Here is a 25,448-nt window from a genome sequence, read left to right on the forward strand (position 1 = left end):
CTGCTTCGCTTTTTCTTCTACTTCACTTGCAATAGAAGTCGTTGTATCAACAGCAGAAACAATTGCTTGAATTGATGCCGCTGATTGCTCAGCGCCTGAAGAAATTTCTGCAAGTGTCTCAGATACACCTTGCGCTTGTCTCGTTGCTTCGCCTGTTTGTTTTCTAATCTGCTGTACTTGATTATTTGTATACGAAAATGTTGTATCAATATTTTTTACCATGCCCCTTAAGTTTCCTAACATCATATTAAATGCAACACTTAAAGATTTAATTTCATCATCTGTCTTCGGTAATGGAACATCTTCACGAATATCACCCTCAGCTGCTTTTCTTGCCGCCTCCTCTAACTTGCGAAGCGGTTTAATTAAAAATACGGCTGCTCCATATGCTAAAATTCCAGACCATACTACCCCTAATAACATAACGATAATATTATATACAGTTTGACTTACATAACTTTGAAAATAATCGTATATCACGTAAATAAAAAAGATACTTGTTGAATATGTAATGAAAGCTAAAACTGTAGTGAATAGCATAAGTTGTGTACGTAATCCAAAAGAAAATGTTTTCCTTTCTTTTTCCATCTTCCCTTTCCCCCTTTTTATAAGCAATATAAATACTACCTATATATTATTATCCATATTTTCATTATAGAAGGATATAGAGATTTTAAAAAAATATTATTTCTTTGAATATCAAATTGCACGAAAAAAATAAAGGATTCTGACAATTTATGACTAATAACAGAAATAAGGGGCAACATTTGTAAAATATATTTTTAACTGGGGGTTTTGTATGATTCAAGTTCGAAATCTAGTAAAATCATTCGGTTCACTTGATGTGTTAAAAGGAATTGATTTAGAAGTAAAAGAAAAAGAAGTTGTTGTTTTAATTGGTGCCAGTGGTTCTGGTAAAAGTACATTACTTCGCTGTCTTAACTTTTTAGAAATGTACGATGAAGGCGAAATTCACTTACAAGGTGAGCGAATTGATCCAAAGCATTCAAATTTAAATAAAGTCCGTGAAAATGTCGGTATGGTTTTTCAGCACTTTAACCTCTTTCCTCATATGACCTCACTAGAAAACATCATAGAAGCACCTATTCACGTAAAAAAATTAGAGAAAGCAAATGCAAAGGATATTGGAACTCAACTTCTCCAAAAAGTCGGCCTTCAAGATAAAGCAGATGTAACTCCTCATCTTCTTTCAGGTGGTCAAAAACAGCGCATTGCCATTGCACGAGCTCTTGCAATGAGCCCTAAGATTATGCTATTTGATGAGCCTACCTCAGCTTTAGACCCTGAACTTGTTGGAGAAGTATTGCAAGTTATGAAAGAACTTGCTGAAGAAGGGATGACAATGGTTATTGTTACTCATGAAATGAATTTTGCAAGAGATGTAGCTGATCGCGTCATCTTTATGGATGATGGAAAGATTGTAGAAGATGCTCCGCCAGCACAATTCTTTTCAGCTCCATCACATGAACGGGCAAAACAATTTTTACGCAACGTTTTATAATGTAACTTTTGTTTCGAACGAAAAACAATACATTCATACGGTGCACAACTAATCATCTAAATAAAATATTTCAATAACATACTAAAAAACCATCCGTATGATCAATATATAGGAGGGGTTTTATGAAAAGAAAACTATTAACCATTGTTGCGAGCATTACACTATGTACATCTTTCATACTAGGAGCTTGTAGCAAAGAAAGCTCTACTACTTCAACAAATGGTGAAAAAGAATTTCGCTATGCGATGAGTGGATTATACAAACCTTTTAACTATAAAGAAAATGACAGCAAACTTGTCGGTTTTGATGTAGAAATCGGTGAAGCTCTTGCTAAAAAGATGAACATGAAGGCTACGCCAGTTACAAACCCATGGGAAACGCTGATTCAAGGTCTTCAAGCGAAGAAATATGATGTAATACTGGGTAGTATGGCAATTACAGAGGAGCGCTTAAAAGCTGTTAGTTTCTCAAATCCGTACTATCGCTCTGGCGCCCAAATTTTTGTAGCTAAAAAGAATAACGCTATCTCTTCTCCAGAAGATTTAAAAGGTAAGAAAATTGGTGTTGTAAAAGCTAGTACCTTTAAAAATCTTGTTGCAAAATATACAGATCAAATCACAGAATATGACAGCGATATTACTGCTCTTATGGATTTAGAGCCTGGGCGTGTTGATGCAGTAATTACGGATCAAATGGTTGGTCTACGTATGATAAAAGAAGGAAAATCGAATATAAAAGAAGCCGGAAAACCATTAAATCTTGATGAAATGGGAATTGCTATTCGCAAAGATGATAAAGAAATGGTTGAGAAAGTAAATAAAGCGTTAGATGAAATCATTAAAGATGGTACGTATGAAAAAATCAGTAAAAAATGGTTCGGGCGTAATATTCTCGGTGAAGAGGAAAAAACGAAGTAAGTTAGCCATTCAAAAGATTCATAAACAGTGCCCCACTGATTAAATGTTCATTTTATGTGGGGCATTTCATTCTCTACTAAAATCTATACAATATGAGGTGAAACACATGTTTGAAATTTTTATCTCTACCTATCCCACACTCTTAAAGGCTACTATTGTCACATTACAATTAACATTAACCTCCCTAGTACTCGGTTCATTAATTGGATTATTATTTGCTTTCTTTCGAATCTCGAATAACAAAGTTTTAAATAGCATTGCTCATATCTATATTGCTATTATTCGTGGTACACCTTTAATCGTTCAAATCGCAATTCTCTATTTTGGCATTACATCTGTCATTGTTTTCTCCCCTTTTTGGGCAGGAGCAATCGCTTTAGCAATTCATAACGGTGCATATATTACGGAAATTTTCCGAGGATCCATTCAATCCGTCGACCGGGGACAATTGGAAGCCGCTCGCTCCTTAGGTATGCCTTACCCTTTAGCTATGCGCCGGATTATATTACCACAAGCATTTCGTCTGTCTCTTCCTCCTCTAGGAAACCAATTTATTATCGGATTAAAAGACTCTTCACTCGTCGCTTACGTAGGACTGTCCGAATTATGGGGATCAGGTTTATCAATTGCAGCAGGTAACTTCCAACAATTAGATACTTACATAATCGTTGGTGTATACTATCTCGTACTTGTTCTTCTATTTACTTATTTTGTTAATCTTTTAGAAAAACGACTACAACGAAAAGAAACTAACTCCGTCCAATTCCATAAAAAGAACAAAAAGGAAGTTTCTTTATAAGAAAAAGCAAGCCTGAGATGGCTTGCTTTTTCATTGCAAAAATATATTAATTTTTACTGATTTACTTTTTTAATACTCTTTTCTTCCTCTATATGTTCCTCACGATATGAAATATTATGAGGATCTAGTCCATTTCCTAAAGAACCATAGAAATGCTCTCTATGCGGATCAACTAATTCACTTCCTTGATAATACACGCGTGGTGTATTCCATAGCGCTGCCAAAGCTTTTGTCATCGGCATCTCATGATAGCGTTCCGGCCACATTTCTTTAATCTTCTCTTTTACTAACGGGTAGTATTTAGAACTCATAGCAGGAAACAGATGATGTTCTGTATGATATGAGAAATTGAAGTGTAAAACGTCTACCCAGCGCGGCACTGTTACTGACAAACAGTTTGCTAACGGATCATTTACTGGAACAATTGGATTTAAGCGGTGATTTGTTGCGATATATGCCATTACAATAAAGTTAGCAATTAACAACGGAATGACATATGCAAATAACCATTTTCCAGGTCCCATAATAAACAATAAACTAATCCAAACTGTCCAAGGCAAAAGAAGTTGAAGCCATACAGATTTTTGATTGGATGACTTGAACTCTTTTATAAAATGAAAGAACATTCGAGTCGAATGCAATGTAAATTGAATTGTTAGTGACAGAAAACTAAAGAATGAACGTACATGTAAAGGCATACGATATACCCAACTCAAAAACTTACTCTTCTTAAGTTTCTCAAGTGTCGGCCATGCATCCGGATCATTCTCTTCATGCTGTGTATGAACATGATGCGTTGCATTATGCCACTTTCTCCAAAGCTTTGGCCCTGTTGATAATGGCATAAATGCAATCGCGCCTAAGAAGTCACGAAGCCATGCCTTTCTTACAACAGTTCCATGTAAAATTTCATGCCCTAAAAATCCAAGTGAAGCAAAACATAATCCAAGAACAATCGCAATTCCTAGATTCGCCCACACATTCAATTCAAATACACCAATCGATATTAACCCCGCCAATGCCACAAGCAAATAAGCCAGTCCACCAAATAAACGAGTAGGCACTGGTTTAAATGCTTTTTTCGGCAAATGTGGTGATACACGTGCTGCATACCACCCAAACGTATGAAGCTCCTTCATCCTTTTGCTCCTTTCTTATGCCGCGCCTTGCGCAACTTACATATATCAATTCTTGCTTCCAGATTGATTTTACTAGATGATCCAAAAAGCATCTATTATAAGGAAAATATACTCACTCTATCGTCACTTATTTTTCGCTTTTATTATCAATGAAAAACATTTCTCTTTTTACTCTCTATCAACCTTTCCACATGATGAATCATAACAATAGAATTTCTATATTGTCAACACCTTTTATGACCTAGTAATAAAAGGTGGTTATATTTTTATAATCATACTTTATTTCACTAAAGAAAATGTATAGATTCCATAAGGATTTACCCACTATATATAGACATTTTCTTAAACGTCATAGACTCTATCTCATTCAATAACTCCCTATGTAATCAACAAACAGAATCACTTGAATTTAGTTTTATATAAATCCTACCACTTCATAATGCCCCATCTAATTAATTATATTAAAATAATTTATAACCTCTTTTAATAAAAATAGACTACTTCTAAAACAACACACATGAATTTCATATATTATGGAAATATTAAAAGGAAAATTGTTCTAAAATCAGGAGGTTTCCGCAATGACAAGTGATACATTTCCACAACTGCCGCTATCTTATTGGATTGAATCTACTCAGTTTCCTACTTTCCCTCGTTTATCCGAAAATATAAAGACGAAAGTTGCTATTATCGGTGCTGGTATTACAGGTATTACTACTGCCTATTTACTTGCAAAAGAAGGCATCGATGTTGTTTTAATTGATTCTGGTCGTATTTTAAACGGAACGACTGGGCATACAACAGCGAAAGTAACAGCACAACATGATCTTATTTATGATGAATTAATAAACCATTTCGGTGTAGAAAAGGCCGGGCTTTACTATGAATCAAATAATCAGGCTCTACAATTCATAAATGAAACTGTTCAAACATATAAAATCGACTGTAATTTCTCAAATGAAGATTCATATTTATATACAACTACCGATAACGGATTAAGAAATTTATCGAAAGAATATGAAGCTTATCAAAAATTAAATATACCTTGTGACTATGTTCAATCTCTATCGATTCCTATTCCAGTACAATCTGCGCTTATAATGAAAAATCAAGCACAATTCCATCCCCTTCTTTATTTAAAAACACTTTTAGAAAAGTTTGTGGAGATGGGCGGAAAGCTCTACGAACAAACAACAGCTATGGATGTGGAAAAGGGAGATCATCCACAAATAATTACAAAAGAGGGCCATCATATCACTTGTGAATATGTCGTCTCTTGTTCACATTTTCCTTTTTATGATGCAAATAGCTTTTTCTTTACGCGAATGTACGCAGAACGCTCCTACGCTCTTGCAATAAAAGCAAAAACGGATTATCCAGGTGGCATGTATTTAAGTATTGATGATCCAAAGCGCTCCTTACGCTATATAACAAACAATGGAGAAAAATTAATTTTGATTGGCGGAGAGAGTCATAAAACAGGACAAGGAATAAATACGATGCTTCATTATGAAGCACTTTATTCTTTTGCTGAAGCAACTTTTGGAATAGACGAAGTTCCTTATAGATGGTCAGCACAAGATTTAATCACTCTAGATAAGCTTCCTTATATCGGACATATTAACGAAAGAAATCCAAATATATTTGTTGCAACTGGATATCGCAAATGGGGCATGACAACTGGAACTGCTGCCGCTCACCTACTGAAGGACTCCATCCTAAAAGTCCACAGTCCCTATAAAGAACTGTATGCACCATCACGCTTCCATGCAAATCCAGATATAAAAACGTTCCTCTCCCAGAACATTGATGTTGCGAAACATTTAATTGAAGGAAAGATTGAAACCGCATTACGTAAGCCAGAAGATCTCGAAGTTGGTGAAGGATCTGTCGTACATGTTAACGGTAAACGAGCAGGTGCTTATAAGGACAAAGAAGGAAAATTACATATCGTCGATACAACTTGTACACATCTCGGCTGTGAAGTTGAATGGAATAATGGTGATTGTACTTGGGATTGTCCTTGCCATGGTTCTCGTTTTTCAATTGAGGGAGACGTTCTTGAAGGCCCAGCAGATCAACCGTTAAAACGCGTTGATAATGAGTAAACAAATAAAGAAGTTCAACAGAATTACGGTTGAACTTCTTTATTTGTTATAAAACCTGTTCAGATAAATTTCGACACAGGAAGGAAAATATTAACATTAAATAAAATAATATATTCATCTACAAATTTAAAGGGGTGAATATTATGCAACCTTTAGCTCCACCTCATCTAGAATCTACAGAAACTATCTTTTCAAGCTCTATTACAAAACTTGTTGTTTTTATTTGTTGGCTAGCCATTTTAGCTGATGGATATGATTTAGGTATTTACGGTGCCGTTCTACCAAAGCTCCTAGAAGACAAAAGCTGGGCGCTATCACCAGCGCACGCTGGTACAATTGCAAGCTATGCTTTATTTGGGATGTTTATTGGGGCTATTCTAGTTGGAACGATTACAGATCTAATTGGGCGTAAATGGACGCTTATATGCTGTTTAGCACTTTTTTCTATCACAATGGGTTTAGCGGCTATCGCTTCTTCTCCTGAGTTATTTGGATTATCTCGATTTATAGGAGGAATCGGATTAGGCGGTGTTATCCCAACGGCTTCAGCACTTACTGTTGAATATTCACCAAAAAAAAGGCAATCTTTTATTTATGCTCTTATGTTTACTGGCTATCCTTTAGGTATCGTATTAGGTGCTATTTTGTCTATGTTTATGTTAGAAGATTTCGGATGGAGAATTATGTTTGGTATCGGAATGATTCCACTACTCCTCATTCCTTTCATTATTCGCTATTTACCTGAGTCCATTCAATTTTTATTATCACGTAATCGCCAAGAAGAAGTGAACCAAATTCTTAATCGTTTTCAAATTGAATTTCATGTAAAAAATAAAACTCATCAAGCTCCATCTACTATACGAAAGAAAAATGGATTTTTTACTTTATTCTCAAAAGAATACATAAAAGCAACACTACTTTTTTGGATCACTTATATAATGGGAATGTTTTTAATATACGGTTTAAATACTTGGTTACCACAGATGATGCACCAGGCGGGATATCCTCTTGGATCTAGTCTGTCTTTTCTACTTATGCTAAATATTACCGCAGCTGTTGGTGCGTTATTCGCTGGAGCAATTGCTGATCGTATAGGCGCAAAAATTGTTATTAGCATCTCTTATCTTATGGCAGCCATATGTATCGGACTATTAACAATCAAGCCATCTGTTACAATCATTTATCTTTTAATTGGCCTTGCTGGTATTGGATCGGTCGGTATTACTCAAATATTAAATGCATATGTAACACAATACTTCCCATCACATATCCGAGCTACCTCCTTAGGCTGGGGACTGGGACTTGGCCGAGTTGGTGCAATTGCTGGCCCTATTCTCGTCGGTATTATTATGACAATACAATATGACTTAGCATGGAATTTTTACTTATTCTCCTTTGCAGGTCTTATCGCAGCTATATCTGTTTTCTTCATTCCTACAAAATAAAAAGAGCACAAACTTACTTGTGCTCTTTTTCATATGCTTCAAACAGCATGTCTCGAAATAGTGTATTTAAAATTTCAATATCGATCCCTGATCCCTTTTCAATTCCTTTTACATATTGCCCATAGTAATGAATTTGTTCTTCTAAAAATTGATTTAGCACCTTAATTTTCAATCCAACATCTAATTCAGTACCTGCTTTTTTCTTTATTAACAACTTTTCAATCTCATCTAATACACTACGTTCTAATGGTAATTCTGTAATCAATCGATCAAATTCTACAGGTGGTAAAGTTGCTTTCTCTTCTAGCCACTTACAAGCTAAAATAGGACGTAATACATAAAAGTACTTTTTCAGCTTTACATTCTCACCTTGCAAAAATTCACGATAATTTTTCGACGCCATATGTAAATAATGATATATCGTTGCTTTTGGATCAAAATTCTTCTCACTCATCTGTTGAAGTAGTTCTGGAAAATTAGAGTTTTTCGAATAAAAAATTGGTGATCGAATCCACTCAAGTAAAGCTGGGTTCGACTTCGCGAATAGTTGCAACGCCTTTTTAATATCCCAACCACTTATATCTAAATCATCACTAATTGGATATTCAATTACATCTCGTTTGTCATGAATTGATAAATACCATTCTACCGGATGTATATAAACAAACCTAACATCATAATCGCTATCTTTCGATGGAAACCCCCAAGCACGACTCCCTGATTCCACCGCAAACAAAATTTTCACATCATTCTCTTTTTCAATTCTTTCTAACTCCAACTCGATTTTCTCTCTCATTTCATAACATCTCCATTTTTTGATTATTTCCTTGGAAATTCGACAATACACTATTAATTTTACTACATACTAAAAAAACTGTCAGAAATTACTGACAGCCTAATAAAACTTCTATTGTTGCTTTTCAATTACAGTAGCAGCAATTCGTTCAAACTCTTTTTGAATCTCCTCTTTATATGCATCTACTATTGAAAAATCCATAGCAGCAATATAAATTCGTTCTAATTTATCACGAACCGATTTTGCTTTCGCTAAGAAAGACATTGCCTCATTCATTTTTGCTTTATACTGAATGGAAACATCACGAATTTCCTTCGCATATTTCTCATCAGTCCCTGGCGTAACAATAAGGGCATACATATCAATAATTTCATCACCCTCACGACTTGGAAAATATTCATGCGGTGCGGTGCTATCAAAAATTGCAAAGCCTAATTCTCTTACGATAACCATATCAAGACTATTCGGGTCAAATCCGCAATGATATACTTCAACTTCAAATCCTTTTTCTTCAGCTGCCTTAGCTAACTTTTTAAGCATCGTTGATTTTCCAGAACCTGGGCGCCCTTTTATAAAATAACGATGTGGTAACCCTTCTGTTAAATTAGGAACAAAATCAACTGCTCCTTTCGGTGTAGCAGCTCCTAAAAAACGATGTTTTACAAGCGATTTTCTCCCGCTTTTATCTGCAAATAATTTCTGGATTAGCTGATCGGTTAGTTCATTTGCTTTATTAAAATCTATATTATCAATATATATCTTCTCCCACTCATCATGTATAAGCAATGCCTCTTTAAAACGTGCGTAAGCAGACTGAAAAGCTTTACTTGCTTCTGAAACAAATCTTTCAATTTCTAACTTCTGCTTCCTTAATTTATCTGAGTCCCAAGCAATTCCTAAATTTATATACTCTTCAACAACTCCTGGCATTTTGGGCTCAATTACATGTGGTGATGTCCCATCAACAATTCCTACTTTTAATTTTGGGATAATTACACCATCAACCGATTTATTGTCAGAAGAACAATGTAAAAATTCAATATCATATCCTTTTTCAACCCATTCACGACCGATGGCCTTTATTAAAGAAGATTTCCCCGTTCCTGGACCACCCTTTAAGATAAATAATCTGTCTAACCCTTTTAAATTCTCTTCATATAAATTATGAAATCCCCTAGCTGTATTACCACCAGCATAATAATTCAATACATTTCCTGTCACTGCACTCACTCCTTCGCAGCATTGTATTTACATAAGCTACAATATGCGCGTAGCTTTATTTGGGTGAATACCTATTTTGTATTGCACGCAAAAAGGAAATGAATTACAATTTAACTATCGGAAAATTCCGATTTCAAAATTAAATACTTCTTTATCAAGAGAGGCAGAGGGACCGGCCCTTTGAAGCCCAGCAACCTCAGTTTATACGAACTGAATAGGTGCTAATTCCTGCAAAATGCATTGCATTTTGGAAGATAAAACTCAACTAGCATGTAAAGCTCACCTTTCTTGATATTGAAGGGTGAGCTTTTTATTATTTGAAAAACATATATTGGAGGTATGTAAAATGAAAGTAATTGATTTATCGCAAACATTTGAAAATAATATGTCTCAATTTCCTGGAACACCTAAAATACAACTAGAAGCTGTTACAAGTGTTGAAGAATCAGGCTATCAAGTTACAGATTTTCATTCTGTCGTTCATGTTGGCACGCATTGCGATGCTCCTGCGCATTTTATTTCAGGCGCAACGACCATCGATCAATTACCCCTAAATCAATTTGTAGGCGAAGCGGTTCTTATTGATGTAACTCATGTACAAGAACGAAAACTACCTAAAGAAGTACTGGACGATGCCGATATAAAAGAAGGAGATATTGTTATTTTCCATTCCAATCTATCTACTAAATGGAATACAGAGGCGTATGAGAAAGAAGCTTTTTATCTTTCTGAAGAATTAGCCGAGGAACTAGTACAATTAAAAGTAAAATCTGTCGGTTTAGATTTTATTTCTCCTGATGAGGTAACGACAGAAACATCACCAATTCATCACATACTACTTGGGAATAATATTTATTTAATCGAAAACTTAACAAACTTAGATGCCATTCACACGAAACGTTTCTTCTTCTCAGCAGCACCTTTAAAAATTAAAGATAGCGACGGTGCTTTTGCAAGAGCATTTGCTGTAATTTTTTAAACAAACTATACAAAAAAGCAAAGATCATCATTGACCTTTGCTTCTATTTTTTTTATTTAAATTAAGAAAGAATTGCTCAACATGAGGACGTAACCAAGCTAAATAATCCTTCTCTTTCTTCTTTGTACAAGCTATTTCTTCCCCATCTACCATTTCAACAAGTTCTAGTTCTAACAGTTGCTTCGTGAATGCTAACATATTCACTTCTTCGGATGGATACTCTTCTTTTAATTTCTCCTCAATTTCCCCCAATAAAAAACCGTCACGCATCATTGCCAATGCATCAATCCAAAGTGGCGGCATTTCATATTTTTCTCCTGTAATTGTGTCTTTTACAGTATAATTCTTTTGCTCTTTTCGAAATTGAATCGTGTGTAAACATACAGTCGAATTTAATGTTAATTCCATCATACCACCTCTTTCATAATATCTGCATAGAAAAAAGGATGCGCGTGCACCCCTTCTTATCTTTTCATAACACTACTGAACCGTTACATGAGCAATCAATCTCATGTCGATATTTTCCTTCATTATAAACGAAGTATTTTATAAAAAAAAACCTTCTTGAAACATTTTATAAAATGTTTATATTTACACAACAAGAACACTTTTCTGAAAAATCTTTTCTCAAATACATTAAACGGTCGGCAGAAAAATTTCTACTTTCGTTCCTACTCCTACACTACTTTGGATCGTGATACTCCCTTGATGTTCCTTAATAATTTTATATGTAATCATTAATCCAAGTCCTGTACCATTCTCCTTTGTTGTGTAAAAAGCCTTGCCGATTTTTTCTAACTTCTCATTCTCTATACCAAATCCTTGGTCTTCAACAGAAATACACAAATATCCTTGCGTTTTTTGATATGCACGGATATGAATTTCTCCACCCTCTGGCATTGATTCTATTCCATTTTTAATGATATTTAATAACACTTGTTTTAATTGCTTATCATCACCGTTTATAGCCGGTAAATTCCCATCTACTTGTAAATGACATTTAACTCTATATTGCGTTGCATAACTTTCCATTAGATGCACAACATATAGAAGGGTGTCTCGTATATTACACCTTTCATAATTTGTTGGCTTTGGTTTCCCTAACAACATCAATTCACTAACAAATCCATTAACCCTTTCAATTTCTTGTAGCATAATGTCGTAGCTCATCGTATCAGTTGGATTTCTTTCTTTTTGCATTTGCGTAAACCCTTTTAACGCTGTTAATGGATTTCGAATTTCATGGGCAATTGTTGTAGACATAGTCCCAATCACAGCTAAATTTTCCGTCTCTTTCATATTGTTCATCATTTCAACCACTGTTCTTACATAAGATTGAAATCGTTTTAATAAAGAATGTGAAATAATGAAATAAAATACACATAAAACAAGTGGAATTATCACTTTTAAATCTTGTAATAGCAATGTGAAAAATACGTACTTTCCAATTACACTAAAGGAAACTAAATAAAAGTATTTTCTATTCACGAAAACTGGGGCAAATAAAATTAACAACATTTCTACCATACTACCATGTTCAAAAGGTCTATCCGTTCGCAAATAAATCATTAAATTATTAACAAGATTGATAAACATGTATCCAAATAAAAATAAATATTTTACAGAATATACATACCCTCTTTTTTGAAGATATATAGAAATAGGAAATAATGCTATTACAAATATAGGCACACCTATCCCAAGACTACCTTCTGGCCACCCTACCGCTGTTCCACTAATATTCATAGCAGGATATACAAAATAATATATAGCGTCATATAAAAAGAATATAATATAAAATAATAATATAAATACCTTTAAGGCTCTTCTTTCTTCATAAATCAAGCTCTTGTATTTGTTCATATAAAAACTCCCCTTGATCGATACAAAAAACTTTCATTGTTATCTCCTTAAAGTATAAGTATGAAATTGCTTTCAGGGCAATATTTAAACTTATAATACTAAAAGGAAGGAGATCTCTCCTTCCTTTTAGTAACAACTTATATCCACCTTACCCTATCATGTAACAATCCATCAGTAAAATTATTATGCCCTATTACAAAATCCTTCATATATAAATTTAAATACTCACCGTACTTACTTTCTGTATTTAATAACAACTCCTCGACGTAATAAGCACCTTGTTCAAATTGATCTAAAAGTAAACTAGACAAGCCCGCATAAATTCCGCACCCTACCTGAAAATACGTTGCATTCGTTTTATATTTACGAAAAACTTGGCTACTATTCATTACATTATACATATATGTCTCACTATTTTCATAAACGAGTAACACACCGACCAAGTCCTCTCCAGCAACCTCTTCTTCCGCTGGATTAAACACTTTACGATTCCAGTTCCATAAATCTTCTACTTGATCTAAGTTCTGTCTAATTATATTTGTTGTATACTCATTAATTCGGTAAAGAAAACCAACTTCCATATTGAAGTTTTTCCCTAAAATTAATACTTCCTCATGTGGCATTAAGCAACCATATAATTCTTTTTCTCCTAACTTCACTTTATACTCTGAAGCATATACATCTTCATAAAAGTAAAGAGGACGATGATAACTCATATACATCGGATAACTCCAGATCGCTTCATCTAAAAATCGCTCTACTGCCCATGAAGCATAAAGTGTATGTGGCTTTATAAGTGCCGTATCATTCAAAAATGATGTGTCATGTTCTACAATATAACATGCTCTTGGCCTTTCATTTGGTCGTTCCTTCATAAGCTCAACAACCATCCATTGAACAACACCTGGATTCATACCTGAACCTATAATCGCTTTTGTATTTGTAAATTTCTCTTTCTCCTTCTCAAACCTTGTATATCTTTCCGTAAGCTGAAAGCCGATTAAGCTGTCGTCCTGATCTACTGCTTCATTTTCCAAGGCTGAATTAATATAACAAATTCCTAGTTCATTACAACAGCTTAATACTCTAATTGTATCTGCCCCTGAAACATCAATCACAACACTCGTTCTTTTTTCTTTTAAATGTTTTTTAAATTCCACTACATTTTGAAGGTTTATTTCATATAAATATAATTGATCTTTCAAATTCGAAAACAGCTCATCATAATAAGTCCTATCTTTTTGTTTTATATCCACCAAATGAAATTTGGCATTCTTTAATACTTTATAAATTGGATCTTTTTCATTTACTATCGCTTGATTTAAAATTGCTAAAACTGCTTTTGCTGCTCCACCAGCACTACCAAGCAATGTAATTGATAACGAATTCGGAAACTGCTCCACAAACAAAACCCCTTTAATAAATTAGTTGAGCAGCTCCTCCTCAAAAAATAAATTGAATACATAATAAGATAGCTCGTACACAATTTTTATAAGTTAGTGCACAGTTACCTTTTAAAAAATCACACTATAATATGTTTATATTCAATTCATTTTCCCCTCATATCCAAATTAGACTAAAACAAATAGGCTCGACCTTTTCTTCTCCGGATAAAAGAAAAAGCCAGCCCTTTCAACTAATCTACGGACAATGGACGGATTTTACATGTTGAATATTCACATACATTTTTGCATCACGTGCTTTTGATATTTCAATATGACCTTCATCAATTTTCGCCATTTTTCCAATTTTATTGGACTCCTCACCTAAATCGAACACCATAATTTTCCCAGCCATTTTAATAAGCTGTTCTTCAAACGTTCTAGCTAACGTAATATTTAACGGATTTACGGGGAGTTCATTTTTATTGAGGGCATACGGTACTTGGTTTTCTTTATACGGAATTAACCATTTTAAATGCTTTAAAGATATATATACCGTTTTATAAACCGGACTATAAAAAACAATATAGTCGTTCATCACACTTGTAACATAACCATGTATTGGAGCATTTCCTGCTACATAAACTTCTGTAAAAATCCCTTTAGAAGTACTTAATACTTTTCTCAAAGAAATTGAAGGGGATTCCCTCTTAATTACAGAATCAACATCTGGTTTTAGTATGTCTTCGTCATGTGCTCTTAAAAATTTATAGTATTGTACATGATATAAAGATATATATACATAGTCTTGTCCATTGTAAAGAACAATAATGTCATTTCCTACGTCTATTAATATACCTTTAAACCTTTTTTCACCGATTAATTTAACATATATATTTTCCCCAATACTTTTGTTTAACTCATTCATCTATATCCTCCTTCCTATGAATTTCAGCTTTACTATCTTCCATTTCAAAAAAATAATCAGGGCAATGTTCTGTCTTAATAGTAAGTAATTCCTTTTCATACTATCGAAATAAGAAATTGTTCTTCTCTTTCCCTCATAATGCCCCTCTTATTTATTAAACATTATTCATCTTCATTCTTTTTACATTTCACTACTTGACTCACACTCTTAATATGATAATTAATGATATAAATAACTTCATCACCGTTTACTAGCGTAATACATTCTTCATGCACTTCACTTAATAGGCCTTCTACACACTCTGGGCCGCCACGATTAATCTTTACCCACTTATACTTCAAGTCACGTAATACATCGACGAAAGTATCATCATCAGAGCAGAAACATGAAACATAGCCATCGCCACATTTACTTTCTTTCACTTTCTTAACTAGACTCTTCACATGTTTCAATTGGTAATATACTAATTCACCAAGAGGAAGTTGTAATGTAAGGTAATCTCTTCCTAACGATACAAGTACCCCCACTCGACTCTCTGGTCCACGAAGATTTACTTTTACAGTCTCACCGACTAAGCCTTTAATTTGTTCACAGCATAATATACTTTCCAAATTTGTATCCTCCTTTCTTATTATCTTCCTCTTCTTGACTGTCTTTGTGCGCGAGCTCGACCCGAATCATCACTTTCACTATTGCTTTCACTGTCGCTTTCTTCGCTTTCTCTACAAGCTACTGCGACACTCTTAATATGAGATACTGCAACTAATATAACTTCTTCTTTTACAATTAGTGTCACAAATTCACAAGAAACATCTTGTAAAATACCTTCAACTTTCTCTGGGCCACCACGATTAATTTTCACCCAGCAATATTTGAAGCTTTGAAGTAACTTTTCAAAGTCATCTTCACATTCACATTCCAACCATCTGCAATCATCTGCTTTACAATCTTTCGCATTTTTTGTAATACTTTTCAGATGACGAATCTGATAGTAATAGAGCTCTCCTTTTTCATTCTTTAATACAAAGTAATCCGAACATACAGCGACTATTGTTCCTTTTTGAGATTCTGGACCACCCCTGTTTACTCTCACAAAAGATCCAATTAAGTCTTTCAGAAAATCACAATGAAATAAACTCACGAGAAAACCCCTTCCATTAATTTATAAGCTTTTGCACTGATAGTATATGTATCTGTACAGGTTACGTTCTCTATGTTTGTCCTAGCTAGAAAAAAATATGCTTTTAACATGGTAGACTACTACCTATCAAAATTTGAAGAAAGGCTAAGAACTCCTTATGTTTTTGATATCTTCAAACAAAAAATCCCTTATGAATATACATTTCTGCATATCTTCATAAGGGATTTTCCATAGTTTAATCTTCGTCTTTAACATCCATATCTTCTGGAATTGGTTCGTTCAATATTTCTTCCACTAATTGCTTATATTTCTCCATTTGTTCTAAATGTGTATTAAATTGTTCTTTATTTACTAAATATTGCTCTCCATCGAATAGCGCACGAATTTTCTTTTGCTGAATTAACTCTTCAATATACGATTTTGGTAAATTCAAATACTCCGCAGTCTCTTCTACTGTTATATACAATGCGTTCATTCCTTTATTATTTTTTCATCTATACTGTATCTTACTTTACTTTATTTTTGTAAACAAATAAAAAAGATTTTGTAAATGCAGTTCAAAAAGCAGGTAGATGCATTCCATATATTGTATAGTATTATATAGTAAGAATTTTTTAAATATAGAATGGTATTACCCATTTACACAAAGGAGAGTTAACATATGGCTACTCGTCACATCATTACAATGTTAGAAAAAACACTACAAGTTGAAACAGAAAACACAATTTCTCATTTAAATGTATCTTTATCTGATCGTTTTCTTTCTCAAAGCACAGCAATACATGAAAACAATTGTTATCATACAATTGGTGAATGGTACAAAAATCATTTCTTATTCCAACAAGATGATTTCCTTTGGGCTAAATATGCCTTCTATGACGCATATTGTGAAGCCATCAAAAAACAAGGTCATCTTACAAAACGTGTTCGCCAAATATTAGAATCATTAGCTCGAATGCATGGAAAACAATATATTGCTTCCATACTAAATATGCCATTTCCTAACGAACGCGCTAAAGGGACAGCGTAATTTAGCCATGTTCTGCGTAAGCAAAACATAGCTAAATTGTTTTCTAGGATGCTTTACCAATAAAAAGTTCATATCATACGAACTGATGAAACCGGTGTCATTATAATGATAGAAAATATAGTAAACAGGAAAACCCCCACGTACATCTCTCATCCATTTGAATAGAGAAATACGTGGGGGTATACTTGTTCCTTATTATTTCATTATCTGCTTAATCAGTTCGCGATTTCTCTTCTTAAATACTTCATTATGAGAAGAAACCATTCCGTACTCACTTGCATCTGGTTGGATAAATTGTTTGGCTTTATTCACAGCATTTCCAGCATCTTGGAATGCACCTGCAATTAAATGTAGTTTCCCTTCGTGCTTTAAAATATCTCCAGCAGCATATAATCCATCTACTGAAGACTCACTATTTGCATTACCTGCAATATAATAATTATCTATAATTGCAACGTCTAACTCACTATTTTCTAATAATGTAATGTCGCGTTCATATCCATGATTAATAATAACTTCATCAATAGGTAAATGAGAAACCTCACCTGTTTCATGATTTGTTAATTCTACATATTCGATTGCTTCATGATTATCACCAGCAATTAATTTTGTAATCGATGTATTAAAGAAACACTCCGCTGAGCTGTTCATAAGTTGTTTTACTTGTGCTTCATGACCAGATAATTCTTCTTTTCTATAGGTTAAATACACTTTTTCCGCAATTGGTTCTAATTCATTTGCCCAATCAACAGCAGAATTGCCTCCACCGGAAATAATAACTGTTTTACCTTTGAAACGCTTTAAAGATTTAACTGTATAATTTAAATTCGATACTTCAAATCGCTCAGCACCCTCAATAGATAACTTTTGCGGTTTCAATATACCACTTCCTGTTGCGACGATAACTGTTTTTGAAAAGTGTTCTTCCCCAGTACTTGTTTTTAATGTAAAAGTACCATCTTGATTACGAATAATTGATTCCACTTTTGTATCTAATACAACTTCTGGCTTAAATGTTAACCCTTGCTGTACAAGTTGTTCAATTAACTTATCACCTGTAACTGGTAATAGTCCTCCTACATCCCAAATCATTTTTTCCGGATACACATGTATTTTTCCACCTAAATGTGGTTGAAATTCTATTATTTTCGTTTTCATTTCTCTGAGTCCACTATAAAAAGCTGAATAAAGCCCTGCAGGTCCTCCGCCTATCACGGTTACATCAAACAATTCTTCTCGATTCATTCGTGCTCACTCCTCAGCTACTAATCATTGATTATCATTCTCAATAAAATATAACCTGTTTCCGCAAAATTTACAATCAAAATTACTATTGACAATACACCTATATAAAATTATATTATTTAAAGAATCAATAGTGATAATCATTATCATTTTGTTAATAATTAGCAAATTTGAGATTACATCTTCTTTCATTACTATGGTTATTACTATATTATAAAATCTCATATTCAAGATTTTTAATAAATTATTTTGCATTACCACTACTATTTCAAAAAGATTACAGTTAAACAAATTATTGTATACACATATCATCTATGTTAAAGGAGAAAGACGATGAAAAAGTTATTTATTTCACTAACAGTCCTTTTCGTTCTTGTTATGAGCGCTTGTAGCAATAGCTCTACAGACAAAAAGGACGATGCAAAAGGTAGCAAATCAGAAACAATTACATACCAATCTGAAAATGGTAAAGTAGAAGTTCCTGCAAATCCAAAACGCGTTGTTGTATTATCATCATTCGCTGGTAACGTAATGTCATTAGGTGTAAATCTTGTTGGGGTAGATTCATGGTCTAAACAAAACCCACGTTTTGATAGCAAACTTAAAGATGTTGCTGAAGTATCAGATGAAAATGTTGAAAAAATCGCTGAACTAAATCCAGATTTAATCATTGGTTTATCAAATATTAAAAATGCTGATAAGTTAAAGAAAATCGCTCCTACTGTAACATACACTTACGGAAAAGTTGATTACTTAACACAGCATTTAGAAATCGGTAAGTTATTAAACAAAGAAAAAGAAGCAAAAACTTGGGTTGATGACTTCAAAAAACGTGCACAAGACGCTGGTAAAGAAATTAAAGCAAAAATCGGTGAAGATGCAACAGTTTCTGTTGTAGAAAACTTCAACAAACAGCTTTATGTATACGGCGAAAACTGGGGCCGTGGAACAGAAATTCTGTACCAAGAAATGAAATTAAAAATGCCTGAAAAAGTAAAAGAAAAAGCATTAAAAGAAGGTTACTACGCATTATCTACTGAGGTATTACCTGAGTTTGCTGGTGATTACTTAATCGTAAGTAAAAACAAAGATACTGATAACTCATTCCAGGAGACAGAATCATATAAAAACATCCCAGCAGTAAAAAATAATCGCGTATACGAAGCAAACATGATGGAATTCTATTTCAACGATCCACTTACACTAGATTTCCAACTAGACTTCTTCAAGAAGAGCTTTCTTGGTAAATAATACAAACATGAGGAATTCTTAAATTAAGAATTCCTCTTCCTTTATTCTATGAACAGAAAAGATGTGAAACGAATGACAAAAGATCACGACAATCCACGTTCTATAGCTTTTACATACAAACTAATTTTGAGCATAATTGCATTCTTTCTTATTTTTATGGTGGCAATGGTATTAGGGGCTGCCGATACTTCAATAAAAGATGTATGGTTAGCGCTCACTTCCTCTGCTAAAGGGGACAAAATATCTATTATTCGAGAAATTCGTTTACCACGTGAAGTAGCTGCAATTTTTGTAGGAGCTGGACTTGCTGTTTCTGGAGCAATTATGCAAGGATTAACACGAAATCCGCTTGCAGATCCTGGATTACTAGGGCTATCTGGTGGAGCAAATGCTGCACTTGCACTGACACTTGCTTTCAACCCTTCCATCAGCTATCTTTACTTAACATTAGCTTGCTTTATCGGTGCTGCAATCGGTGCGATTATGGTATTTGGAATTGGTATGGTGAAAAAAGGCGGGCTGTCCCCTCTTCGAATTGTATTAGCCGGTGCTGCCGTTTCAGCATTTCTACTCGCAATTTCAGAAGGAGTCGGCATTTACTTCAAAATTTCACAAGAGGTATCACTTTGGACTGCTGGGGGCGTAATTGGAACAACTTGGGGCCAATTAAAAATTATTATTCCAGTCATTTCAATTAGTATCTTTATCGCTATCTTACTAGCAAAAAAATTGACAGTTCTTAGTTTCAGTGAAGAAGTTGCTATTGGACTAGGTCAAAAAATTATTGTTATTAAAACCATTCTATTTATCATTATTATATTACTTGCTGGTGCGTCTGTAGCTCTTGTCGGAAATATGGCATTTATCGGCTTAATGGTACCTCATATGGTACGTCCAATTGTCGGGCCAGACTACCGATTTGTTATACCAATGTCAGCAATTACTGGAGCTTCCTTTATGCTACTTGCAGATACAGTCGGACGTACTATTAACGCTCCGTACGAAACACCAGTTGCCGCTATTGTCGCAATTGTAGGGCTGCCATTCTTCCTATTCGTTGTACGTAAAGGAGGAAAAACATTCTCATGATGCAATCTATTCTAAGAAAACAACGTCTTATTATACTCGCTTTACTAATACTAACCATCACAACCATTGTAGTTGGAATGGGACTTGGTTCAGCATCTTTATCTTATGATCGGCTACTCCCAACATTAATGGGACAAGGGACTTTTAAAGAGGAGTTTGTTTTATACTCTTTACGACTACCTAGAATTGTTATTACATTATTAGCTGGTATGGCTCTCGCTTTATCAGGTGCTATCCTACAAGGAATTACCCGAAATGATTTAGCGGAACCTGGTATTCTCGGTATCAACTCTGGAGCCGGTGTTGCTGTTGCTATTTTCTTTTTATACTTTCCAATAGATGTAGGTTCATTTCTTTACTTACTACCTGTTGTTGGATTTATCGGCGCATTTCTGACAGCTGTTCTAATTTATGTATTTTCTTATAGTAAATCAACTGGACTTCAGCCAATCCGACTAACATTAACTGGTATTGGTTTTTCATTTGCACTATCTGGAATGATGATTGTCCTTATTTCATCCGCTGATCGTATGAAAGTGGACTTTATCGCCAAATGGATTGCAGGAAATATTTGGGGAGATGACTGGGTCTTCGTTTTAGCAATGCTCCCATGGTTAATCGTATTAATTCCGTTCGTTTTCTATAAAGCAAATCGATTAAACATTCTAGCATTAAACGAGCCAGTCGCAATCGGCGTTGGGATTGAAATTGAAAAAGAACGCAGATACTTATTAGTCGCAGCCGTTGCGCTTGCAGCTGCAGCTGTTTCCGTAACAGGAGGAATTAGTTTTGTCGGACTAATGGCTCCTCATATTGCAAAATCTTTAGTAGGTCCAAGACATCAAATTTTCATGCCTATCGCCCTTTTAATCGGCGGATGGCTATTGTTATTAGCAGACACAATCGGACGTAATATCGTCGATCCTAACGGTATTCCAGCTGGTATTGTCGTTGCTTTAATTGGTGCTCCTTACTTTATGTATTTATTGCTTAAAAAGGCGTAAGAAACACCCTCAAGATTTTTTCTTGAGGGTGTTTTTTATTTCATTCTACTGTTGCCCATACCCTTCAAACTTCTTCGCCAAATTCTCCATCTCATCTTCTGGCAATAGCTTTGGTTCCCCAATGCTTTTCGTTTGATAATAAATTTGAGCACAAAACTCAATCTCTTCTGCAACAGTAAATGCCATTTTTATATTATTTGCACCAGCAATTAAACCGTGATTTGCAAGTAGCACAGCACGACGATCAATCATGCCTTCAAAAGCAGCATCCGCTAATTGCTTCGTACCAAATGTTTCATACGGCGCACAGCGGACATTCGGACCTGCAAAAGCAATTAAATATGACACAGCCGGAAGCTCCCATCCTAATGACGCAATCGTCTTCGCGTAAGGAGAATGTGTATGCACAAGCGCATTTATATCTTCACGCTTCCTATAGTAAATAAGGTGCATATCTAATTCACTTGATGGTTTTCTCTCTCCTTCTATTACTTCACCATCTAGGTTTAATATAACTACATCTTCAGGCTTTGTTTCATAGTACTCTAAACCACTTGGGCTAATCGCAACAAGACCTTGTTCACGATTAAAGATACTAATATTACCACCCGTCCCCTTTGTTAAACCACTAGAAATCATTTTCTTTCCATACGCTACAATTTCTTCTCTTTCTTTTTGTAATAACATATACATCCCCCTAAGTATGAAGCTTATGATGACTGACTTTTATATTTATCTACTTATTGAAATATCTTTTTTAAATTCTCCGTAAACGGTGCCTTTACAATCCCTTTTTCTGTAATAATCGCTGTTACATTTTCATGTGGAGTAACATCAAATGCTGGATTATATACTTTACTTTCTTTCGGAGCAGAATATTGTCCGAAGCGATTAATCACTTCAGAAGCATCTCTTTCCTCGATGGGAATTTCTTTTCCTGTCGGTGTTTTTAAGTCGATTGTCGGCGTTGGCGCTGCTACATAAAACGGAATGTTGTAGTATTTCGCTAAAATAGATACGCCTAATGTTCCAATTTTATTTGCTATATCACCGTTCGCTGCCACACGGTCGCATCCAACAATTACAGCGTCAATCTTCCCTTGTGACATGACCATAGCCGCCATATTATCCGTAATGACAGTAACATCAATTCCCGCTCGCTGTAGTTCTAATGCCGTTAACGTTGACCCTTGTAATCTTGGACGTGTTTCATCCGAAAAGATTTTTAAGTCCCATCCTTTTTCTTTCGCTAAGTACATTGGAGCCGTCGCAGTACCATACTTAGTCGTCGCTAACGCACCAGCATTACAATGTGTTAATACTCCCATTCCATCATGGAATAATGTTAATGCATGTTCTCCAATTTGACGGTTTATTTCTTCATCTTCTCTATGAATTTCTTTTGCCTCTTCTAGTAATCTATCTTTCAACTGTGAGATTGATAAATGAATATTATCTGCCGCTACACTTTCCATTCTTTCAAGTGCCCAAAATAAATTTACTGCAGTCGGTCTTGATGTCGCCAAGTATGTACATACCTTTCTTACTTCATCCATAAATCCTTCTTCCGTACTTTCAGCAAATTCCTTTACCCCTAAATACACTCCATAAGCTGCTGAAACACCAATCGCTGGTGCACCTCGTACTTTCATTACTTGAATGGCATCCCACACACTTTCAGCTGTTTTAAATGATTCATAGACAATTTCATTCGGTAATAACGTTTGATCTAACAAAACTAAAGCATCATCTTTCCACTGAATTGGTATTAATTGCTCTTCCATCATATTCTCCCCTTACTCCGCGTAGTGCATTGACTGTTCTTTTAACGTTTCTACAAAACTTCTACCTGTTCTATATTGATTCGCTCGTAAAATAAAACTCTTCGCTACTTTAAGACAAATTTGCTCCGCTCTAGCACGTGCTTCCTCATTCTCAATACAAGTAATATCTTTTACTTTCGCTAATCCAACAATACGGCGGATTAATTCAAGACCTGTCACTGCAGCTGTATCCTCTAATACAGATTGTAAATATACTTCGTTAAAGCCTTCTTCCTTCGCCATAATCTCGGTCACATGAATATCCCAAGCATCTAAAAACTTCTTCTTAAATAAATCAATTACCTCTACCATCGTAGTTTGTAACCAATCCATATACGTATCTTTCTCAGCTCCAGGTGGCATCGTTGCATCTGCATTCACCCAAGCAAACATTAAATTCGCCATTACATTCCCAACGTCATATCCCATAGGTCCATAAAAAGCAAACTCAGGATCAATAACCTTTGTAGAATCATCTCTTACAAAAACAGAACCAGTATGTAAATCACCATGAAGCAATGCCTGTGCATTCGTCATAAAAGAAAATTTACGTTTCGCTACTTCCATACGAAGCTCTTTATCACTATAAATATGCTCCCTAATCCATCCCTCATTTAAAGGAAATAACTCATTACGCTTATTATGATTTGTAAATGGTTCTGAATATACGAGGTCCTCTGTAATCTCACATAATTCAGGATTTATATAATTCTTCACAAGTTCCTTCTTCTCTTTATGATTCATTACAACATCAGATGTTAATAAAAGTGTATTTACCATAAAAGTAGTTAAGTCGTCAGCAAGCTGCGGAAATATTTGATGATTTATAAGTGCTGTACGTAATATTGTGTGATTCGATAAATCTTCCATTACGCAACAGTTCATCACACTATCAAATAAATACACCTTAGGAACAAGTCCAGGTGCTAACTCATTCTCTAACTGCAAAACATCTGATTCTATACGAATACGATTCGTCGATAACTTAAACTCATCTGAAATGCGAGCTGTATCCCCAGCTTGCTTTACGATGACAGACATGTTCTCTTTTTTATCCCAAACGCGGAACACATAATTTAAATTGCCATCACCTATTTCTTTACACTTTAGCCCCTTTGCATGTTCAAACTTAGATAATTTCTCTTTCACATATGCAATCACATCGCTAGCTTCCATTAAAAAATACTTTGTGAACTTAGACATGGTTTCCCCTCCACACCAATTGTAAGCGTTTTCTAAAAGCTATAAAAAATAATAGGTTGAATTTTTTCATCCTATAAATATGTATTCTTCTTTTTGAAAGGTATATCTAGGTTTTATTATATCTTGTTAGCACTTTGAGTCAATGTTTCTAACTATCAGCGTAATATACTTCCTAATTATATATTTGAGATGACAAAAATTGTTCAAAAAGATTTCGATTCATTTTATTTTATTTATCGCACAATTCTTTGTAAAATAGAAATAAGCAGTTCCTTTTCAAATACATAACTTCTAAGAAATATTTCCTTCCTAAGAATTTACACTTACACCATATTTCTAACATACACACTACTCTTTCAAACAATCATTGAAAATTTATAAACTTAAAGTTACCTTTCCATTCCCTGTTAGCCTTAATTGAGAATAAATATTAATTAAATTGGTATAAAGTTGGTTTATTCTCTTGACAAAATAACCACTTCTATATGATAATTAATATCGAATTAGAATTATTATAGTTAATTAAAAAATATATTTTATGAGCACACTATTTTTTGATGCTC

General features: G+C 34.4%; 24 protein-coding genes, 1 pseudogene and 1 riboswitch. Of the genes and pseudogenes, 10 read left to right on the plus strand and 15 right to left on the minus strand.

Going from position 1 to position 25,448, the window contains the following annotated elements; genetic code table 11:
- Nucleotides 1-237: 237 nt before the first annotated feature.
- Nucleotides 238-588 (minus strand): annotated as a pseudogene (locus tag QCI79_RS35000) (HAMP domain-containing protein); the annotation flags it as partial.
- A gap of 211 nt (nt 589-799) precedes the next feature.
- On the opposite strand from QCI79_RS35000, the gene QCI79_RS11045 reads away from it, so the two are divergent.
- The 3 genes from QCI79_RS11045 (at nt 800) to QCI79_RS11055 (ending at nt 3,238) form a co-directional block, all read left to right on the plus strand.
- Entirely contained in the window at nt 800-1,522 is a 723-nt protein-coding gene (locus QCI79_RS11045) for an amino acid ABC transporter ATP-binding protein (RefSeq protein ID WP_000616925.1), read from the plus strand.
- Nucleotides 1,523-1,644: 122 nt separating this feature from the next.
- Nucleotides 1,645-2,439: an ABC transporter substrate-binding protein gene (locus QCI79_RS11050; protein WP_000823769.1), complete on the plus strand. Its 795-nt coding sequence runs from the start codon at nt 1,645-1,647 to the stop codon at nt 2,437-2,439.
- Between the two features lie 43 nt (nt 2,440-2,482).
- Entirely contained in the window at nt 2,483-3,238 is a 756-nt protein-coding gene (locus QCI79_RS11055) for an amino acid ABC transporter permease (RefSeq protein ID WP_003283038.1), read from the plus strand.
- Nucleotides 3,239-3,291: 53 nt separating this feature from the next.
- On the opposite strand, the gene desB is transcribed toward QCI79_RS11055, so the two are convergent.
- Nucleotides 3,292-4,377, minus strand: a complete 1,086-nt coding sequence (desB, locus tag QCI79_RS11060) for a Delta(10) desaturase DesB (RefSeq protein ID WP_000661226.1) — start codon at nt 4,375-4,377, stop codon at nt 3,292-3,294.
- A gap of 581 nt (nt 4,378-4,958) precedes the next feature.
- Between desB and QCI79_RS11065 the strand changes: the two genes are divergently transcribed.
- Together QCI79_RS11065 and QCI79_RS11070 are read left to right on the plus strand one after the other, a co-directional pair.
- Nucleotides 4,959-6,485: an FAD-dependent oxidoreductase gene (locus tag QCI79_RS11065; protein ID WP_000199977.1), complete on the plus strand. Its 1,527-nt coding sequence runs from the start codon at nt 4,959-4,961 to the stop codon at nt 6,483-6,485.
- A gap of 143 nt (nt 6,486-6,628) precedes the next feature.
- A complete protein-coding gene (locus tag QCI79_RS11070; protein ID WP_021728706.1) occupies nt 6,629-7,930 on the plus strand; it encodes an MFS transporter in 1,302 nt (433 codons plus the stop codon).
- A 13-nt stretch (nt 7,931-7,943) separates the two neighbouring features.
- Here the strand turns inward: QCI79_RS11070 and QCI79_RS11075 are convergent, their stop codons facing one another.
- Together QCI79_RS11075 and QCI79_RS11080 are read right to left on the minus strand one after the other, a co-directional pair.
- Nucleotides 7,944-8,726, minus strand: a complete 783-nt coding sequence (locus tag QCI79_RS11075) for a nucleotidyltransferase domain-containing protein (RefSeq protein WP_001208232.1) — start codon at nt 8,724-8,726, stop codon at nt 7,944-7,946.
- A gap of 111 nt (nt 8,727-8,837) precedes the next feature.
- Nucleotides 8,838-9,947, minus strand: coding sequence for a PRK06851 family protein (locus QCI79_RS11080; RefSeq protein WP_000147471.1), 1,110 nt, complete (start codon nt 9,945-9,947; stop codon nt 8,838-8,840).
- Between the two features lie 148 nt (nt 9,948-10,095).
- A riboswitch (SAM riboswitch) is annotated at nt 10,096-10,208 on the plus strand.
- Nucleotides 10,209-10,293: 85 nt separating this feature from the next.
- On the opposite strand from QCI79_RS11080, the gene QCI79_RS11085 reads away from it, so the two are divergent.
- Nucleotides 10,294-10,926 (plus strand): cyclase family protein, encoded by a 633-nt coding sequence (locus QCI79_RS11085; protein WP_000862985.1) that lies wholly within the window; start codon nt 10,294-10,296, stop codon nt 10,924-10,926.
- A gap of 27 nt (nt 10,927-10,953) precedes the next feature.
- Here the strand turns inward: QCI79_RS11085 and QCI79_RS11090 are convergent, their stop codons facing one another.
- From QCI79_RS11090 to QCI79_RS11120, 7 genes are all read right to left on the minus strand, one after another.
- On the minus strand, nt 10,954-11,334 hold the full coding sequence (locus QCI79_RS11090) for a hypothetical protein (RefSeq protein ID WP_000424119.1): 381 nt from the start codon (nt 11,332-11,334) through the stop codon (nt 10,954-10,956).
- A gap of 228 nt (nt 11,335-11,562) precedes the next feature.
- A complete protein-coding gene (locus QCI79_RS11095; protein WP_001046104.1) occupies nt 11,563-12,789 on the minus strand; it encodes an ATP-binding protein in 1,227 nt (408 codons plus the stop codon).
- Between the two features lie 137 nt (nt 12,790-12,926).
- Nucleotides 12,927-14,192: a hypothetical protein gene (locus QCI79_RS11100; RefSeq protein WP_000434753.1), complete on the minus strand. Its 1,266-nt coding sequence runs from the start codon at nt 14,190-14,192 to the stop codon at nt 12,927-12,929.
- Between the two features lie 238 nt (nt 14,193-14,430).
- Entirely contained in the window at nt 14,431-15,099 is a 669-nt protein-coding gene (locus QCI79_RS11105; RefSeq protein WP_001004265.1) for an LSm family protein, read from the minus strand.
- 161 nt (nt 15,100-15,260) lie between these two features.
- Complete coding sequence (locus QCI79_RS11110) at nt 15,261-15,710, minus strand: hypothetical protein (protein WP_000443836.1); 450 nt, start codon at nt 15,708-15,710, stop codon at nt 15,261-15,263.
- A gap of 20 nt (nt 15,711-15,730) precedes the next feature.
- Nucleotides 15,731-16,240 carry a hypothetical protein gene (locus QCI79_RS11115; protein WP_000051528.1) on the minus strand — a complete coding sequence of 170 codons (510 nt, stop codon included), beginning with the start codon at nt 16,238-16,240 and terminating at the stop codon, nt 15,731-15,733.
- Nucleotides 16,241-16,475: 235 nt separating this feature from the next.
- Nucleotides 16,476-16,715 carry a helix-turn-helix domain-containing protein gene (locus QCI79_RS11120; protein WP_001998970.1) on the minus strand — a complete coding sequence of 80 codons (240 nt, stop codon included), beginning with the start codon at nt 16,713-16,715 and terminating at the stop codon, nt 16,476-16,478.
- A 186-nt stretch (nt 16,716-16,901) separates the two neighbouring features.
- On the opposite strand from QCI79_RS11120, the gene QCI79_RS11125 reads away from it, so the two are divergent.
- Nucleotides 16,902-17,270 (plus strand): hypothetical protein, encoded by a 369-nt coding sequence (locus tag QCI79_RS11125; protein WP_000235475.1) that lies wholly within the window; start codon nt 16,902-16,904, stop codon nt 17,268-17,270.
- A gap of 195 nt (nt 17,271-17,465) precedes the next feature.
- Here QCI79_RS11125 and QCI79_RS11130 read toward each other — a convergent pair whose 3' ends face one another.
- Entirely contained in the window at nt 17,466-18,515 is a 1,050-nt protein-coding gene (locus tag QCI79_RS11130; protein WP_001078266.1) for an NAD(P)/FAD-dependent oxidoreductase, read from the minus strand.
- 333 nt (nt 18,516-18,848) lie between these two features.
- Between QCI79_RS11130 and QCI79_RS11135 the strand changes: the two genes are divergently transcribed.
- From QCI79_RS11135 to QCI79_RS11145, 3 genes are read left to right on the plus strand one after another with little or no spacing between them, the layout of a single operon-like run.
- Complete coding sequence (locus QCI79_RS11135; RefSeq protein WP_000732593.1) at nt 18,849-19,766, plus strand: iron-hydroxamate ABC transporter substrate-binding protein; 918 nt, start codon at nt 18,849-18,851, stop codon at nt 19,764-19,766.
- 48 nt (nt 19,767-19,814) lie between these two features.
- Nucleotides 19,815-20,855 (plus strand): FecCD family ABC transporter permease, encoded by a 1,041-nt coding sequence (locus QCI79_RS11140; protein ID WP_002100683.1) that lies wholly within the window; start codon nt 19,815-19,817, stop codon nt 20,853-20,855.
- The gene (locus QCI79_RS11145) at nt 20,852-21,859 is read left to right on the plus strand and encodes a FecCD family ABC transporter permease (RefSeq protein ID WP_000983744.1); all 1,008 of its coding nucleotides are present in this window, start codon (nt 20,852-20,854) and stop codon (nt 21,857-21,859) included. Before QCI79_RS11140 ends, QCI79_RS11145 begins: the two co-directional genes overlap by 4 nt.
- 45 nt (nt 21,860-21,904) lie before the next feature.
- Here the strand turns inward: QCI79_RS11145 and QCI79_RS11150 are convergent, their stop codons facing one another.
- Genes QCI79_RS11150 through mtnK form a run of 3 tightly spaced genes read right to left on the minus strand, consistent with a single transcriptional unit; the run spans nt 21,905 to nt 24,885 of the window.
- A complete protein-coding gene (locus QCI79_RS11150; protein ID WP_000926553.1) occupies nt 21,905-22,546 on the minus strand; it encodes an L-fuculose-phosphate aldolase in 642 nt (213 codons plus the stop codon).
- Between the two features lie 53 nt (nt 22,547-22,599).
- Complete coding sequence (mtnA, locus tag QCI79_RS11155; protein ID WP_021728705.1) at nt 22,600-23,646, minus strand: S-methyl-5-thioribose-1-phosphate isomerase; 1,047 nt, start codon at nt 23,644-23,646, stop codon at nt 22,600-22,602.
- Nucleotides 23,647-23,655: 9 nt separating this feature from the next.
- The gene (gene mtnK, locus QCI79_RS11160) at nt 23,656-24,885 is read right to left on the minus strand and encodes an S-methyl-5-thioribose kinase (protein ID WP_000033255.1); all 1,230 of its coding nucleotides are present in this window, start codon (nt 24,883-24,885) and stop codon (nt 23,656-23,658) included.
- Nucleotides 24,886-25,448 lie beyond the last annotated feature (563 nt).

Origin of the sequence: Bacillus cereus group sp. MG1, assembly GCF_040460035.1 — a bacterium.
GTDB classification, from domain to species: Bacteria; Bacillota; Bacilli; order Bacillales; family Bacillaceae_G; genus Bacillus_A; species Bacillus_A cereus.